The sequence below is a fragment of the Lachnoclostridium sp. Marseille-P6806 genome (assembly GCF_900625025.1).
Classification (GTDB): Bacteria; Bacillota; Clostridia; order Lachnospirales; family Lachnospiraceae; genus CAG-791.
Genome location: NZ_LR130577.1, coordinates 66,264 through 81,998, shown reverse-complemented (window position 1 = coordinate 81,998; position 15,735 = coordinate 66,264). Strand labels below are relative to the sequence as shown.

Here is a 15,735-nt window from a genome sequence, read left to right as displayed (position 1 = left end):
ACGATCGCGGTGATGATCTTGCGCGCGGTCGGGGAAGTTGCGCAGAAAGATCATGCCAATTTGATGACGTCAAAATGGTAGTCCTGCAGGACGTTCAGTGAGGAATATCCGCTGCCGAAATCATCCATCCAGATGGAAAAGCCTTTGGCGCGAAGCCGGTTGAGATCGTCCCGGATACGGCTTTCGTTGGAGGTGATGATGCTTTCTGTGATTTCGACGTGGAATAGGTCGATGGAGAGATTACAGAGCGAGACATAATCGGCAATGATGTGGCATATATCGCAGGCAAAAAAGTCCAGACGGGAAAGGTTAAAGGAAACGGGAACGACGCGGTTGCCCTTGTCGATTTCCTCTCGAAGCTTCCGGCAGACCTCACGGATCATATATACGTCCGGCTTATGGATCTGGTTATCTGCTTCCAGTGCGGCGATGAACTGCGCCGGTGCGAGAATGCCCCGTTCGGGATCGCGCCATCTGGCCAGAGCCTCAAAGCCGCAGAGAGAACCGTTCAGAGTGCGGACGACGGGCTGATAGTATACCTCGATATGGTGCTGTGCGAGCGCTTCGTCGCGGTGAGTGGTGATCCAGAGGTCGAGCTCTTTTTCCTCTGAGATGCGTTTTGCGGAAGTGTCCGCAGTGGTGTTGTTCAGATGTGGGTTCCTCATGGGGCCGCCTGCTCACAGGCCAAGGGATATCGTAACACAGCGGGCGGTCCCGCGCATGGGAAAGAAAGATATCAGGCTGTAGAAAGAGGTGGACTTAATTTTATTAATAGGATTAATGAAATATTGAAAAATTATTCTAACAGGTATATTATAGGCACAGTAAGAAGTTTGATGAAGATTTTGGATTTCAGCTCACAGGAGATGAATGGGAATTTTTGAGGTCGAAAATTTTGACTTCAAAATCTGAAACAGGCTCTGGAGGAGCGTTTCATAACAGATATATTATCACGTTCCTCGCGCGGCGAGGGTGCTCCAAGGATGAATGACGTAAATCAGGGAGCGTTTTGCAGTTTCCCCGCAATGGCGGGGGTGGAGAAAATTTATGGAAACCACGTCATCCAGAGAGATAGCAACCACAGCACAAGACACCAGCGTGGAATTTGAATTTCTGTGATAGTAATTAGGATCGTAAAGAGAACACAAAATAGTGGTGAAAAAATTCTTTGTAAAGCATTGACATTTGTATGTCATTTCACTGCTCTTCTAAAAATATTCTTTTCCGGTTTCGGGAAATGATATTCTTCAAAAGCACAGAGACTCTTTCGGCCGGAGGATGCTCATGATGTCAGAACGTGCGGACAAGCTGCTGATCGCGAAATCAGGGGATGGGGGCCAGAGCTGGCTTCCGCTCTGGATGCACTCGCGGGATACAGCGGGGGTGATGGCCCGCCTGTGGAATGAGTGGATTCCGGAAGCGACAAGGCAGTGCTTTTCGAGCTGCTTTCAGACCGGGGATTGGGACGCCGAGATGCGGGAGCTGTGTCGGCTTCTCGGCTATCTCCATGATATAGGGAAGACGACGCCGGTCTTTCAGAGCAGAATCAGCGATGCACTGGATCCTCAGTGCCGGGAACGGCTGGAGGATGCGGGCATTCATATTCCTCGTTTTTTTCAGCTGCGGGACGCCGGCAATGCGCCGCATGCAAAGGCGGGAGAGGTGATCCTGCGGAATAAAGGGTGCCGCATCGGGGCCGCGGCCGTCGTGGGGGCGCATCACGGCGCGCCGCAGTCGGACAGCCTCAATCCGGAGCTCGAAATGAATCTGAACCCGCGCCTGTATTACGGTGATCAGAAGAGCGAATGGGATACCCTCTGGGATATCTGGATCAAAGCGGCGCTCGACGAGGGAGGGTATTCGTCCCTTTCGCAGCTCGCATTTCTGGAAATGAAGCATCAGCTTCTGCTCAGCGGAATGCTGGTTATGGCGGACTGGATCGCCAGCAATACCTGCTATTTCCCTCTGATATCCGTGGAGGAAACCGGGCGGGAGGAGATGTATCCGGAACGAATTGGCGCGGGCTGGAAGCGGCTGCATCCGCCGGCGTGCTGGCTGGTCACGGGCTTTGGCATGGATGCGGAGCTTTTTTACGATCGTTTTTCTTATGAAGCGAATCCGGTACAGAGAGCGGCGCTGGAGATTGCCGCAGGAATCGAGGAGCCGGGGATCTTCATTCTGGAAGCGCAGATGGGGGTCGGAAAAACGGAAGCGGCACTGGCGGCCGCGGAGACTTTCGCGAGGGCAAAGGGCTGCGGCGGTCTGTTCTTCGGCTTGCCGACGCAGGCTACGGCCAACGGAATATTTCCACGTCTCATGAAATGGGCCGGTCAGTTCGCGGAGAATGAACAGCTCTCCGTGCGGCTCGCCCATGGCGCGGCGGAGATGAACGAGGACTACCGGGCATTGTTTGAGGGGACAGCAAGGGTAGAGGAGGACAGCGAAGAGGGCGGTCTGATTGTCCATAACTGGTTTAAGGGGAAAAAACAGGTTCTTCTCTCAGATTTTGTCGTCGGAACCGTCGATCAGCTGTTGATGGCCGCGCTGCAGCAGAAACATGTCATGCTGCGGCATTTCGGCCTCGTCGGGAAAGTAGTCATCGTGGACGAATGCCATGCCTACGACAGCTACATGAGCCAGTATCTTTACCGGGTTATGGAGTGGCTGGGAGAATACGGGGTTCCCGTCATTATTCTGTCCGCTACGCTTCCTGCCGAAAAAAGGACGGCGCTGGTCAATTCCTATTTAAGAAAAAGCCCGCGAGCAGGAAAGAGGGCCGGGGCGGCTCCGTGGGAAAAGGCTCTGGAGTATCCGCTTTTTACATGGACCGACCGCGGAGAGGTGCGGCAGAGCGCACTGCAGATGCAGCAGGAAGAAAAACCTGTATCCGTTTTTCGCATCTGCAAAGAGGATGCCATATCCGTTCTGAAAGAAGGGCTGCGGGAGGGAGGCTGCGCCGGCGTGATCATGAATACCGTCGCGGAGGCGCAGCGCTTTGCGGAAACAGCCCGAAAGGAGCTTTCGGGAATGCAGGTGATTTTATTCCATTCCCGATTCCTTTTCCGGGACAGAGCGGAGAGAGAGGCGGCGCTTATGAAACGGATCGGCAAAAAATCCGGCCGGGCTGACCGGGATCGTCTTCTGGTGGTAGGGACGCAGGTTCTGGAGCAGAGCCTCGATATTGATTTTGATCTTCTCCTGACCGAGCTCTGTCCGATGGATCTTCTGCTCCAGCGGATCGGGCGCCTGCACCGGCATGACAGGCATGATGACATACGTCCCGCCTGCCTCGGCGCTGCGAAGTGCTATGTGCTGGAGCCGCAGGAGGAAGAATGGGGGAACAGTGTCTACGATGCGTGGATTTTGAAACGGACGGCGGAGCGGCTTCCGGAGAGGCTGCTTCTGCCCTCCTCCATTCCGGTGCTTGTGCAGAGCGTGTACGACTTTGAAAGCGGCGCGCAGGAGGGGCGTGCAGAGGATAAGAAAGATCGCAACGAGTATAAAAAAGCCTGTAAGAAGCAGAGGACAAAAGCGGATGCCTATCGGCTTGCTGCACCGGAGGAGGCGGAGGAAGAGGAATTTTCTGCCATCCACAGACTTTTTCATCAGTCGTATGTAGAAGACGCGCAGGGCAAGGCGGCGGTGCGCGACGGGGATGCGTCCTTTGAGGTACTTCTGTTGAGAAAACAGGGGGAGACAATCTGCTTTCTTCCGTGGCAGTTTGGCGGAAAGGAGGTGTGCGCGGACCGCGTGCCGTCCGAGGAGGAGCAGAGAGAGATTCTGACGCAGAGCATCCGGATGCCGGGGATTTTCTGCCTCGATTGCAGGATAGACAAAACCATAGCGGAGCTCAGGAAAATCCGGGAGACGTTTTTTGCCGGGTGGAACCATGCGCCGCTTCTGTGTCAGGAGATGATTCTGCTGCTGGATGAACGGATGGAAACGGATTTTATGGGATATCATCTGAAATATTCTGCGGAAAACGGGCTGGAGTACGGAAAGGAGGAAGAGCATGGAGCCGGAATTTAATCTGTGCGAGGAAAACTGGATCTGCCTGCTTGGCAAAAACGGCGCGGTCAGCGAGCTGTCACTGCCGGAGGCGCTGATACACGCGCATGAATATGTCGACATCCGGGGGGAGATGCCCGCGCAGGATATTGCTGTGCTTCGTTTACTGCTGGCTGTTCTGCATACGGTATTTTCCAGAGTGAATGCCGCGGGCGAGGAGGCGCCGATCGAGCGCCCGAAGGACGCCAGAAACAGATGGGAGACGCTCTGGCGTCTGGGAAAGTTGCCCGAGGAACCGATCCGGAATTATCTGAATGAGTGGAGGGATCGCTTCTGGCTGTTCCATGAGGAAAGACCGTTCTGGCAGGTGAATGAGGCGGAGCTCGGGACAAAGTACGAGGCGGCCAAGCTGAACGGAGAAATTTCAGAGAGCAGCAACAAGGTGCGGCTCTTTTCGGCTTATTCAGGGGAATCGAAGCAGGAGCTCAGCTGCGCGCAGGCGGCCCGATGGCTTCTTTATATCAATGGCTATGACGATACCTCCGCCAAGCCCAAGGGCAAGGAGCTGCCCTCGCCCGGCGCCGGCTGGCTGGGTAAGCTGGGACTGATTACGGCGGTGGGGAAAAACCTTTTTGAGACGTTGATGCTGAACCTGACGCTGCTGAAGGACGGGACGGAGCTGTGGGAGGAGGAAGATTTCCCGGTCTGGGAGAGGGAAAAGCCGAGAGCCGGGGAACGGACGGAAATCGCGCTTCCGGAAAATCAGGCCGAGCTGCTGACGCTGCAGTCCAGAAGACTTCTTCTTGTGAGAAATAAAGAAAAGGTGACGGGCGTCCGCGTTCTGGGTGGAGACTTTTTCGCCAAGGAATTTGCTTTTTCGGAGCAGATGACCGTGTGGAGAGCCGTGAAAGAGAAAAAAGACCGGCCGCCTGTTTTTCAGCCGAGACGCCATGATCCGGCCAAACAGATGTGGAGAGATTTCGGTGCTGTTTTTCCGAGCGACAGGAATCAGGGAAAAGAAGCGGTGCGAAATCCGGGCGTCGTCTGCTGGAACGAAGAAATAACCAGAATGCTGGGAAGAAAGGAGCTTGTACGCTTCCGCGTCACCTCAATGCACTATGGTGATAAGGACTTTTTCGTCGACGATTCCTTTGCGGATCAGCTTTCGTTTCATGCGCAGCTGCTGACAGAGGCGGGAGCAGAGTGGCGGGAAAGAATCGCCGGGGAGGTGGAGCGCTGCCGGAAGCTGTCGGAGGTGATCGGCTATTTTGCGCAGGATCTGGACAAGGCGGGCGGAGGCGACGGGAAGCCGGAGATCGCGGAAAAGGCCAGAGCAGCGTTCTATGAAAGAGTGGATATCCCTTTCCGGGGATGGCTTCAGCGGATTGACCCGGAAACCGGAGGAGAGCAGGCGGAGCAGATCACGGATCTCTGGCTGGAGGAGGAGCGGCGGATTGCGAAGCGGCTGGGGCGCGAGCTCGTGGCGGAGGCGGGGGACCGCGCTTATATGGGAAGAAAGAGGAAAGAAAAAATAAAGGGAGCAGATGCCGAGATCGTCTATACGGCGCCGGGAGCATACGAGCGTCTGCTGAGAAACATACGCAGACTGCTCGGAGACACAAGAGGGGAGGGAATCCGTGACACAGGAGAAGAGACCGTCGGAACGGGTGCGTGACATCGTTTTATACAAGCTGCATCAGATTTCGGAGAATCCCAATGAGGCGGCGGCAGGCGCAGAGCTTGCAAGGCTTCGGCGGGGAATCGGCAAAAAGCCGGGAGATATGCCGGAGCTCTGGGCCAGCCTTTTCATGGACTTTCCGGAAGAGCTGGAGGGTACGGGGCAGGAGCCGGGTCCGGCGGAATGGGCGGTATACGATGCCCTGACCCTGTATGCGCTGCATCAGCAGGGGAAAAAGCCGGGCACAGAAAACATGTACGAGGCCGGGCAGAGACTCGGGAAAGCCATGGCGGTTCTGTCGCTTCGCGAGAAATTTTCCGAGGAGGCGGTGCAGAGACGGGTTCAGGCGCTGGCGGCAGGGGCGGATATACAAGGGCTGGCATGGCATCTGAAAGGCCTTGTACAGCTCCTGCGGCAGCAGAAGATCCCTCTGGATTACCCTGCGCTGGCCGAGGACCTGTACCGCTATCAGGATCTGAACCAGCGGGCCTCCGTCAGACTGAACTGGGGGAGAGATTACTATCGGACAAGAGACATGCTGCTGATGCCAAAAGAAGACAAAGGAGAGTGAGACTATGGACAGGAACAACTTGTATATTGATTTTCATGTGCTGCAGACCGTGCCGCCCAGTTGTGTGAACAGGGATGATACGGGAAGCCCCAAAACGGCGATATATGGAGGCGTCACCCGGGCCAGAGTTTCCTCGCAGGCATGGAAGCATGCCATGAGAGAGGAATTTGAGAGGATTTTTGCCGGGGAAGAGCTTGGCGTCCGGACGAAAAAGGTCGTGGATATGCTCGCGGCGGAAATTGCCGCTCTGCGTCCGGAGGCGGACGCCAACGGGCTGGCATTGAAAGCGCTGGGATATATCGGCATAAAAATCGACAGCAAAAAAAATGAGAGCGATGTTCTCTGCTTTTTCAGCCCGGCGCAGGCGAAAGCGCTGGCCGCGCTGGCAGTTGCCAAGGAAAGCGATAAAAAGAAATATAAGGCGGCGCTGAAGGGAGAACCGGGTTATGATATGGCGCTGTTCGGCAGAATGGTGGCGGCCGATCCGTCGCTGAATTACGATGCCGCGGCGCAGGTTGCGCACAGCATTTCCACCCATGGAGTGCAGACGGAATATGACTATTTCGCGGCTGTGGATGATCTGTCCCCGGAGGATAATGCGGGAGCCGGCCACATCGGCACCATCGAATTTAATTCCGCGACGCTTTACCGCTATGCGACCGTCAATGTGGGCGAGCTCGCAGGACTGCTCGGCAGGGATGCGGCAAAGGTGGTTCGGGGCTTCGCGGAGGCGTTTATTGTTTCCATGCCGACGGGAAAGCAGAACAGCTTCGGGAACCGGACGCGGCCGGATGTCATTTACGCGGCCTGCAGAAAGGATCAGCCCGTCAATCTGTGCGGAGCCTTTGAGGAGCCGGTGAAAAGCAGGGACGGCTATGTGCAGAAATCGGCGGAACGCCTGATGAACTACGCGAGGGAGACCTATCAGGACTATGTGGCGGAGCCCGCCCTGGAGCTGGGGGTGGGAAAGGCGCTGCACGGCTTTATGGATACGGTATCGAGGGACGACCTGCTCGATCGTGTGGAAAAATATGCAGAGGATTATCTGGTACAGAGGGAAGACGGATGAGTACGCTATTACTTCGATTTGCGGCGCCGCTTCAGTCATGGGGAATCGATTCTAAATTTGAGACCAGAAGAACCGGACGGGAGCCGTCCAAGAGCGGCATCATCGGCCTGCTGGCAGCGGCCCTCGGGCTGCCGAGGGACGGGGATCTGAGCCGCCTCTGCGCTCTTCGGACGGGCGTGCGGGCCGATCGGGAGGGGGTCATTCTGCGGGATTATCACACAGCCAGAAATGCGGAGACTTCCTATGTGACGGAACGCTGCTATCTCTGCGACGCGGTATTTCTGGTGGGCATAGAGGGAGACGAGGGGCTTCTGCATGAGCTGGAGACCGCTCTCCGGCATCCCGCGTATCCGCTGTTTCTGGGGCGGAGAGCCTGTCCGCCTGTGATGCCTCTGGTTCTGGGGCTTCGCGAGACGGGACTGGAATACGCACTGCGCTCCGAGCCGTATCTTGCAGATGAAAACCCCCGTCTTCGCACCGGATGCGCACGGATTGTCATGGACAGCGAGGGGCAGGGGGGCGGAACGGTTCTGCAGAATGATCTGCCCCTATCCTTTGATCAGAGGATGCGCAGATACGGCTTTCGGGCGGTGAAAGCGTTTTCGATTGCCAGAACGGACGGGGAGACGGCGGAGCATGACCCGATGAGAGAACTGGAGGAGGAGAGGGATGTTTCTGACTAGGCTGGAGCTGGATCAAAAACGGCGCAGCACGCTGCGGCTGCTTTCCTCTCCGGGAAACCTGCACGGCGCGGTGGAAAGTGCGTTTGCCGGGGAACGGAAAAGAAAGCTGTGGCGGATTGACACGCTGGGAGAAAAGCTGTACCTGCTCATTCTCAGCGAAGAAAAACCGGAGCTCACACAGGTGATGCAGCGCTACGGGACCGGAGAGCCATGGGAAACGAGAGATTATGACGCCCTTTTGCATAGGGTGGAGAACGGAAGCCGATGGCGGTTCCGGCTGGCGGCGAACCCCGTAAAAAGCGAGATGGTATCCCGCGGAGAAAGAGGAAAGGTCCGTGCCTGCTGCTCGGTGGAGGAGCAGGAGGAATGGCTGCTCGAGCGGGCGGAAAAGAACGGCTTTATATTGCAAAAAGGAGAATTTCAGGTCAGAGAGACAGGATGGCACATTTTCGCGAAAGGAGAGCAGCGCCGGAGAGTCAGCCTGAAAGGCGCGGTTTATGAGGGCGTTCTGACGGTAAAGAACCGGGAGCTCTTTGAAAAGACGCTGTGTACCGGAATCGGAAGAGGAAAAGCCTACGGGATGGGCCTGCTGACGATTGTAAAGGGATAGCGCGGGACAGCGGACAGGATAAAGCTACGGCTTCGGACATAAGGAAACGGGGATCATGCAGGCCGCTCTTTGCGCGCGGCCTGCGGGGGAAGATGAAATTATGAAATCCGAGATGCCGGGAATGATAAGGCCGGAGCTTCAGGAGCTTCCGGTAATCCGTGACAGGATGACTTTTCTGTATTTGGAAAAATGTAAACTGAACCGTCAGGACAGCGCGATTACGGTGACGGATGACGAGGGCGTGGTTCATATCCCGGCGGCCTCCATTTCGGTTCTGCTGCTGGGCCCGGGGACGGCGGTGACGCACAGAGCGATGGAGCTGATCGGCGATGCGGGCGTCAGTGTCGCCTGGGTGGGCGAGCACGGCGTCCGGTACTATGCCTCCGGCCGTCCTCTCACGCACCAGTCCCGGCTCCTCGTCAGGCAGGCGGAGCTTGTGGGAAATATGCGGAAGCACCTCGGCGTAGTGAGAAAAATGTATGAGATTCGCTTTTCGGGCGAGGATGTGTCGAGGCTGACGCTGCAGCAGCTCCGGGGGCGGGAGGGCAGCAGGATGCGGAACATTTACCGCAGACAGGCTGAAAAATGGGGAATCTCATGGAAAGGCCGCAGCTACGATGCGGAGGATTTCGCCGCGGGCGATCCGGTAAATCAGGCGCTGTCTGCCGGAAACGTATGTCTGTACGGACTGGCGCATGCCGTCATTGCGGCGCTCGGCTGTTCTCCCGGACTTGGCTTCGTCCATGTGGGACATGACTGTTCTTTTGTCTATGACATCGCGGATCTGTATAAGGCGGAGATCACCATTCCTGTCGCGTTTCAGACGGCCTCCGAGTTTCAGGCAGGCTCTAAGATTCAGGCGGATTCTAAGTTTCGGACAAATTCCGAGTTCCGGACAGATTCCGAGGTCCAGACAGATTCCGAAATTCAGATAGACTCCGAAAATCTGTGGGATCTGCCTGCCGTTGTCAGACGCCGGGTCAGGGATGCCATGGTGTCGGCCCATATTCTGGAGCGGATGGTTCATGATATCCGATGGCTCCTGCTGGAAAAGGAAGAGCTCGAAAAGGAAGCCTCCAATGTGATTTATCTCTGGGATGACCGCATCGGAACCGTAGAAAACGGGAGACTGTACAGAGAAAGCTGAGGACGCTCATGGTTGTGATAAGCCTGACAGACTGCCCGCCCAAACTTAGAGGGGACATTTCAAAGTGGCTTTGCGAAATCAATACAGGCGTATATGTCGGAAACATCAGCGTCAGGGTCCGCGATAAGCTGTGGGACCGCATCTGTGAAAATATAAAAACAGGGCAGGCGACCATGGTTTACAGCGCGGCCGGAGAACAGAGAATGGGCTTCCGTGCGCATAATACAAACTGGGAGCCGGTGGATTTTGACGGGATTCAGCTGATGAAAAGGCCTCTGCCGGGACATAGGGAAACCGGCGTACAGGAAAAGATCACGGAGACGCGGATTGAGAATATACATAAAATAAACCGTATCCGGGCGGCGAAACAGAAAAAGTTGCAGTTGGATGCGTATGTGGTCATTGACCTCGAAACAACCGGCCTGTCCATACAGCAATGCGATATCATTGAAATGGCGGCGCTGCGGATAGAGCAGGGAGAGATCCGCGGCTCGTTTCATCAGTATGTCAGAATCTCCGGAAAAATTCCGGAAGCCGTCCGTGAGCTGACAGGGATTACCGATGAGATATTGCAGGAGGAGGGAAAAGGCTTAAAAGAGACGCTGAATTCTCTTCTGGAATTCATGAGAGGAGATAAAATTGTAAGCCATAATGCTGCGTTTGATGTCGGCTTTATTCAGTCCGGCTGCCGGAAAGCGGGGATCAAAACGCCGGGCAATCCGTGCGTGGATACGCTGGCGCTGGCCAGACGCAGAGTGCGTGGCGCACCGGACTATAAGCTGTCGACATTGGTGAAATTTTTGGGTTTTGAACAGAAAGAACTGCACAGAGCATATAACGACTGCTATCTGACCTACCGGCTCTATGAGAAACTAAAGGAAATATAGCACGACAGAGCGTGAAAACGGCGGATTTTCAGGGATTTTTTAGTGTATTCCCCGCGTGGCGGGGATGATCCTATTTCGGCGGTTCCGCAAGTCGTGCATGACGGGGATTCCCCGCGTGGCGGGGGTGATCCTAAATATCGTAAGCTATGGAAAAAGGAAATTTCGTATTCCCCGCGTGGCGGGGATGATCCCTGCTGCCGTTTTCCATAGCGGTGATGCCACGTGTATTCCCCGCGTGGCGGGGATGATCCTATACCCACTGGCCTTTTTCCATCCGATAAATGCGTATTCCCCGCGTGGCGGGGATGATCCTCTGCCGTCGGCTCGTTCTCACGCGCATTTCTCGTATTCCCCGCGTGGCGGGGATGATCCCCGCAGTTCAAACTCCTCTTCGATATAGCACTCGTATTCCCCGCGTGGCGGGGATGATCCTGCATCGAAGAAATGGACTACGCAAAAACAAGCGTATTCCCCGCGTGGCGGGGATGATCCTCACTGTTGCAAGGACGAAGATGGACACGACTTGTATTCCCCGCGTGGCGGGGATGATCCCCATCTGCCACACATCCACCTGACTGTCCACATGTATTCCCCGCGTGGCGGGGATGATCCCCGATAAACATTCCAAAATCAGGGCAGGCATATGTATTCCCCGCGTGGCGGGGATGATCCTAACGGTGTTTTTCATCTCGGAGAAAAGTTGTCGTATTCCCCGCGTGGCGGGGATGATCCCTACTTCCCGATTTGACAAGCAGTTTAAGAAGCGTATTCCCCGCGTGGCGGGGATGATCCTTTTGCGCAAATGAAAAGTTGTCCCACATGTCCGTATTCCCCGCGTGGCGGGGATGATCCTACTTGCCACCTATTAGGTGGCATGGTATAACAGTATTCCCCGCGTGGCGGGGATGATCCTGAGGAGTTTGGCGAAGTAAGAGTTGAGGAGATGTATTCCCCGCGTGGCGGGGATGATCCCAATCTGGCCGGAAACCGAGAAATGATGTCTGCGTATTCCCCGCGTGGCGGGGATGATCCCGGCTGAAGAGGTGCGGAGCATCATGTCAGACCGTATTCCCCGCGTGGCGGGGATGATCCTTGGCTTCGCGCAGATTGGCTTCGTACAGATTGGTATTCCCCGCGTGGCGGGGATGATCCTTGTCCACCTTGACGGTTTCGCCTACGTGATAAGTATTCCCCGCGTGGCGGGGATGATGCACTCGCCGTTCATCCAGTACTTGGAAGAAAAAAGTATTCCCCGCGTGGCGGGGATGATCCTGGAAAGCCAAGTGGACAGTTTTATGGAACGCCGTATTCCCCGCGTGGCGGGGATGATCCTGATACGATACTCCGCGCGATCGCGGCAGTCAGGTATTCCCCGCGTGGCGGGGATGATCCTTCATTTTGAAATTGACTTATCTCAGTTTTCTTGTATTCCCCGCGTGGCGGGGATGATCCTCCGTCCACCGTGAGCGTAAGAGTGTCACCGGTAGTATTCCCCGCGTGGCGGGGATGATCCAAGGATTTCCCCCTCCAAAACGCCTCCCGAAAAGTATTCCCCGCGTGGCGGGGATGATCCTAGGTCATAGGCTGCGCCCTCCTTTGTGCATTTGTATTCCCCGCGTGGCGGGGATGATCCTCTACAGCAGGATAGCTGTCTGACTTCTCCCAGGTATTCCCCGCGTGGCGGGGATGATCCTTGAAAGTATTGAAATACCCAAATATTCTCCTCGTATTCCCCGCGTGGCGGTTGTAAGATATTCAAAAGTGCGCTATGTTGACAGTGGAAAAACAAACAGCGTATCGGTGTGATTTGCTTCGTAAGCGAAAAGCGCTGTTACGTGGGGGGCGGCATGAGACGCGAAGCGGCTCGGCGCCTTGCGCGCCGACGCGGAAATGTTTCATACGGCAATTTGTCCCGAAGCCCAAATTGCTTTTGACCGCAGCCGCAAAACTGCCTGTACGGATTTTGAGGGCGCGTGCCCGGCACAAAGTGCTTCGGAGTCAGGATTGAAATTGGAATCGTAGCACCGGAATTTGCGCTGGCTGATCAGAACGGAGAGGAGAGGCGTCTGTCTGATTACCGGGGGCAGAAAGTCATTCTGTATTTTTATCCGAAAGACATGACGGCCGGCTGCATGAAGCAGGCCTGCGCATTCGGGGAGCTGTACCCGCAGTTTCGTGAGAAAGGGGCGGTCGTGCTCGGCGTGAGCAAGGACAGTGTGGCCTCTCAAAAAAAAATTTGAAGAAAAACACGGGCTGCCGTTTACGCTGCTCTCGGACACAGAAAAAGAGGTGATTCAGGCATATGATGTCTGGAAAGAAAAGAAGAGCTACGGCAGGACGTTTATGGGAGTGGTCCGGACGACCTATCTGATCGATGAAAACGGCGTGATCGAGAAAGCCTTTGATAAGGTGAAAGCGGCAGAGAATCCGGAGCAGATGCTGGGAGAGCTTTCATGAGGATCATCATATCCCCGGCGAAGCAGATGCGGGAGGATATGGACACGCTTGCCTGCATGCAGCTTCCGGTGTTTCTGGGAAAGGCAGAGGCATTGAGAAAGTGGATCATTGCTCTTCTGTATGCGGATCAGAAGAAGCTCTGGGACTGCAGCGACAGGATTGCGCGGCAGAGTGCGGAATGGTTTGCGGACATGGATCTTCGCCGGCGGCTGACTCCTGCGCTTCTTGCCTATGACGGAATACAGTATACCTATATGGCGCCGGTGGTTTTTGAGGATGCCCAGTTCGACTACGCAGAGAAGCATCTGCGAATTCTGTCCGGGTTCTACGGCGTGGTGAAGCCCATGGACGGCGTAGTGCCGTACCGGCTGGAAATGCAGGCAAAAGCGGAGGTGGCGGGGTATCGTGATCTCTATGATTTCTGGGGCGATGCGCTGTACCGGGAGGTTATGGACGACAGTCGGGTTCTGATCAATCTGGCCTCGAAAGAGTATGCGAAGTGCATAGAAAAATATCTGCAGCCGGGCGACCGCTCCATCCGTTGCGTATTCGGTGAGGCGGAAAGCGGCAGAATCATCCAGAAAGGCGTGTATGCCAAGATGGCCAGAGGTGAAATGGTGCGGTTCATGGCCGGGATCGGCGCGGAGGAGCCGGAGCAGATCAAGGCATTCCGGAGGAGCGGATACCGTTTCGACGAGAGTCGATCATCAGAGACGGAATATGTTTTTGTACGGATGAGAGGCGATGAAAATGACAGCATGGTCTGAGCTAATAAAGAGCAGAAAAAGCGTCCGCAGCTTTGACGGGAGCGGGCTTTCCACGGAGGATCGGGAAACGCTGGAGCAGTATGCTGCCGGGATCACGAATCCCTTTCACATTCCGGTTCGTTTTGTGTTCCTTGATGCGGACGAGTATGGTCTTTCCAGTCCGGTTCTTACGGGGGAAAAGCTCTATGTGGCGGGGAAAACCGAGAAGAGGCCCGGCGCAGAGGCCGCGTTTGGCTATTCCTTTGAGAAGCTGGTGCTCTATGCGTGGTCCCTCGGGATCGGAACGACATGGATCGGCGGGACGATCAGGAGGGAATTGTTTGAGAGAGCCGCCGCACTCGTTGAAAACGAGATGATGCCCTGTGTAAGTCCACTCGGTTATCCTGCAAAGCAGCGTTCCGTGAGGGAGACGCTGATGCGAAAGGGCGTTCATGCCGACAGCCGTATGCCGGCGGACAGACTGTTCTTTGACGGCGTACCGGATGTGCCGCTTTCGGAGCAGGAGAAAGCGGAGATTTCCGATTTGATCGAAATGGTGCGCTGGGCGCCGTCCGCCGTCAATAAACAGCCGTGGAGAATCATCCGGAAAGACGGCCGGTATCATTTTTATGAGAAGAGGGACAAGGGCTATGTCAGTGATGCCGCGGGAGATCTGCAGAAGATCGATGTGGGAATCGCGCTGTGCCATTTCATGACAGGACTTGAAGAGCGGGGAGAGCGGCCGGAAGCGGTGAGCAGAGATCCCGGCATCGCCGTTCCTGAGGACATGGAGTACATTGTGACGGTGGCCATGTAAGGCAGAATGCTCTGCGGAATAACAGAAAAATCAGAAACGGGAAGAAAGCGTGTTCGGGCAAAGGGACAGTGGAATGAGAAACGGTGCACTGGATATGACGGAGGGAAAACCGACAGGCCTGCTGCTCCGCTTTCTTCTTCCGATGGGGATCGGCACAATGTTTTTCAGCAACTCTACAATCTGTCGGACTCGATCATTGTCGGCAGATTTTTCGGACCGGATGCACTCGCGGCGGTTGGCTCGACGAATGCCATCAGTTTTTTCTTCTTTTCGATTGCCATCGGATTGTCTGTCGTGGGCGCCGCCTATACCTCGCAGAGCTTCGGCGCGGGACACACCGAGAGAGTAGTGTGAAAAATCACGCTGATGCGATGATTTGCTCCGTAAGCGAAAAGAGCTGTTACGTAGTGGGACGGCATGAGACGCGAAGCGGCTCGCATCTCTGCGCGCTGGCGCAGAGATTTTGCACACGCTATTTGTGCTGAAGCCCAAATAGCCCCTGATCGCAGCCGCAAAACCGCCTGCGCGAATTTTGCGGCGCGTGCCGCGCTAAAAAACGCTTCGGCATGGAGGATTAATCGCCGATGAAAATCATGGTCAGTGCCTGTCTTCTGGGAGAAAACTGCAAATACAACGGCGGAAATAACCGGAACGAGAGCGTTCTTCGTTTTGTTGCGGGGCATGAAGTTATCTCCGTCTGTCCGGAGGTGATGGGAGGTCTGCCGACGCCGCGCGTCCCCGCAGAAATCGTGGCGGGCAGAGTGACCACGAGGGATGGCCGTGATGTAAACCGGGAATTTCGCTCCGGCGCGCAGCAGTGTCTGGAGCTTGCCCGGAGGGAACAGCCCGATCTCATCATACTGCAGCCGAGAAGTCCGAGCTGCGGCGTGAAGCAGCGGTATGACGGGAGCTTTACCGGAACGCTGACCGAGGGGCCGGGCGTGACGGCGGAGCTCCTGCTTCGCAACGGCTTCCGGGTAATCGAGGCATAGCGGAGGCGGAACGAAATTGCGTGGAACGATGCCTGAACGGATCGGGAATTGCATGGGGCGAGAACGGCGT

13 protein-coding genes, 2 pseudogenes and 1 CRISPR repeat array are annotated in these 15,735 nt (G+C 55.7%); of the genes and pseudogenes, 14 read left to right on the top strand and 1 reads right to left on the bottom strand.

All coding sequences use genetic code 11. The annotated features are described in order from the left end of the window. Positions 1 to 50: 50 nt before the first annotated feature. Positions 51 to 665, bottom strand: coding sequence for an EAL domain-containing protein (locus E0E20_RS05950; protein ID WP_130837301.1), 615 nt, complete (start codon positions 663 to 665; stop codon positions 51 to 53). A 161-nt stretch (positions 666 to 826) separates the two neighbouring features. On the opposite strand from E0E20_RS05950, the pseudogene E0E20_RS14435 reads away from it, so the two are divergent. The 14 genes and pseudogenes from E0E20_RS14435 to E0E20_RS05880 all read left to right on the top strand — a co-directional run. Continuing rightward, positions 827 to 991: pseudogene (locus E0E20_RS14435) on the top strand (hypothetical protein); the annotation flags it as partial. A 293-nt stretch (positions 992 to 1,284) separates the two neighbouring features. Beyond that, positions 1,285 to 4,029: a CRISPR-associated helicase Cas3' gene (gene cas3 / locus E0E20_RS05940; RefSeq protein WP_165444004.1), complete on the top strand. Its 2,745-nt coding sequence runs from the start codon at positions 1,285 to 1,287 to the stop codon at positions 4,027 to 4,029. Next, positions 4,013 to 5,683: a type I-E CRISPR-associated protein Cse1/CasA gene (casA, locus tag E0E20_RS05935; protein WP_130837299.1), complete on the top strand. Its 1,671-nt coding sequence runs from the start codon at positions 4,013 to 4,015 to the stop codon at positions 5,681 to 5,683. Before cas3 ends, casA begins: the two co-directional genes overlap by 17 nt. Next, entirely contained in the window at positions 5,646 to 6,257 is a 612-nt protein-coding gene (gene casB, locus E0E20_RS05930; protein ID WP_130837298.1) for a type I-E CRISPR-associated protein Cse2/CasB, read from the top strand. The genes casA and casB overlap by 38 nt, the downstream gene beginning before the upstream one ends. 4 nt (positions 6,258 to 6,261) lie before the next feature. Then, entirely contained in the window at positions 6,262 to 7,326 is a 1,065-nt protein-coding gene (gene cas7e / locus E0E20_RS05925) for a type I-E CRISPR-associated protein Cas7/Cse4/CasC (RefSeq protein WP_130837297.1), read from the top strand. Continuing rightward, positions 7,323 to 8,009 (top strand): type I-E CRISPR-associated protein Cas5/CasD, encoded by a 687-nt coding sequence (gene cas5e / locus E0E20_RS05920; protein WP_130837296.1) that lies wholly within the window; start codon positions 7,323 to 7,325, stop codon positions 8,007 to 8,009. Before cas7e ends, cas5e begins: the two co-directional genes overlap by 4 nt. Beyond that, entirely contained in the window at positions 7,996 to 8,619 is a 624-nt protein-coding gene (cas6e, locus tag E0E20_RS05915; protein ID WP_130837295.1) for a type I-E CRISPR-associated protein Cas6/Cse3/CasE, read from the top strand. Before cas5e ends, cas6e begins: the two co-directional genes overlap by 14 nt. Before the next feature lie 100 nt (positions 8,620 to 8,719). After that, entirely contained in the window at positions 8,720 to 9,766 is a 1,047-nt protein-coding gene (gene cas1e, locus E0E20_RS05910; protein ID WP_130837294.1) for a type I-E CRISPR-associated endonuclease Cas1e, read from the top strand. 8 nt (positions 9,767 to 9,774) lie between these two features. Then, entirely contained in the window at positions 9,775 to 10,653 is an 879-nt protein-coding gene (cas2e, locus tag E0E20_RS05905; RefSeq protein WP_130837293.1) for a type I-E CRISPR-associated endoribonuclease Cas2e, read from the top strand. 44 nt (positions 10,654 to 10,697) lie between these two features. Continuing rightward, a CRISPR array of direct repeats spans positions 10,698 to 12,347; the repeat unit is 28 nt; unit sequence GTATTCCCCGCGTGGCGGGGATGATCCT. 309 nt (positions 12,348 to 12,656) lie between these two features. After that, positions 12,657 to 13,110: pseudogene (gene bcp, locus E0E20_RS14565) on the top strand (thioredoxin-dependent thiol peroxidase). Then, positions 13,107 to 13,877: a peroxide stress protein YaaA gene (gene yaaA, locus E0E20_RS05895; protein ID WP_130837292.1), complete on the top strand. Its 771-nt coding sequence runs from the start codon at positions 13,107 to 13,109 to the stop codon at positions 13,875 to 13,877. Before bcp ends, yaaA begins: the two are co-directional and overlap by 4 nt. Beyond that, positions 13,861 to 14,673: a nitroreductase family protein gene (locus E0E20_RS05890; RefSeq protein ID WP_130837291.1), complete on the top strand. Its 813-nt coding sequence runs from the start codon at positions 13,861 to 13,863 to the stop codon at positions 14,671 to 14,673. The genes yaaA and E0E20_RS05890 overlap by 17 nt, the downstream gene beginning before the upstream one ends. A gap of 6 nt (positions 14,674 to 14,679) precedes the next feature. Further along, positions 14,680 to 15,027 (top strand): MATE family efflux transporter, encoded by a 348-nt coding sequence (locus E0E20_RS05885; protein ID WP_242622677.1) that lies wholly within the window; start codon positions 14,680 to 14,682, stop codon positions 15,025 to 15,027. A gap of 230 nt (positions 15,028 to 15,257) precedes the next feature. Continuing rightward, positions 15,258 to 15,665, top strand: coding sequence for a DUF523 domain-containing protein (locus tag E0E20_RS05880; protein WP_130837290.1), 408 nt, complete (start codon positions 15,258 to 15,260; stop codon positions 15,663 to 15,665). Positions 15,666 to 15,735: the final 70 nt, after the last annotated feature.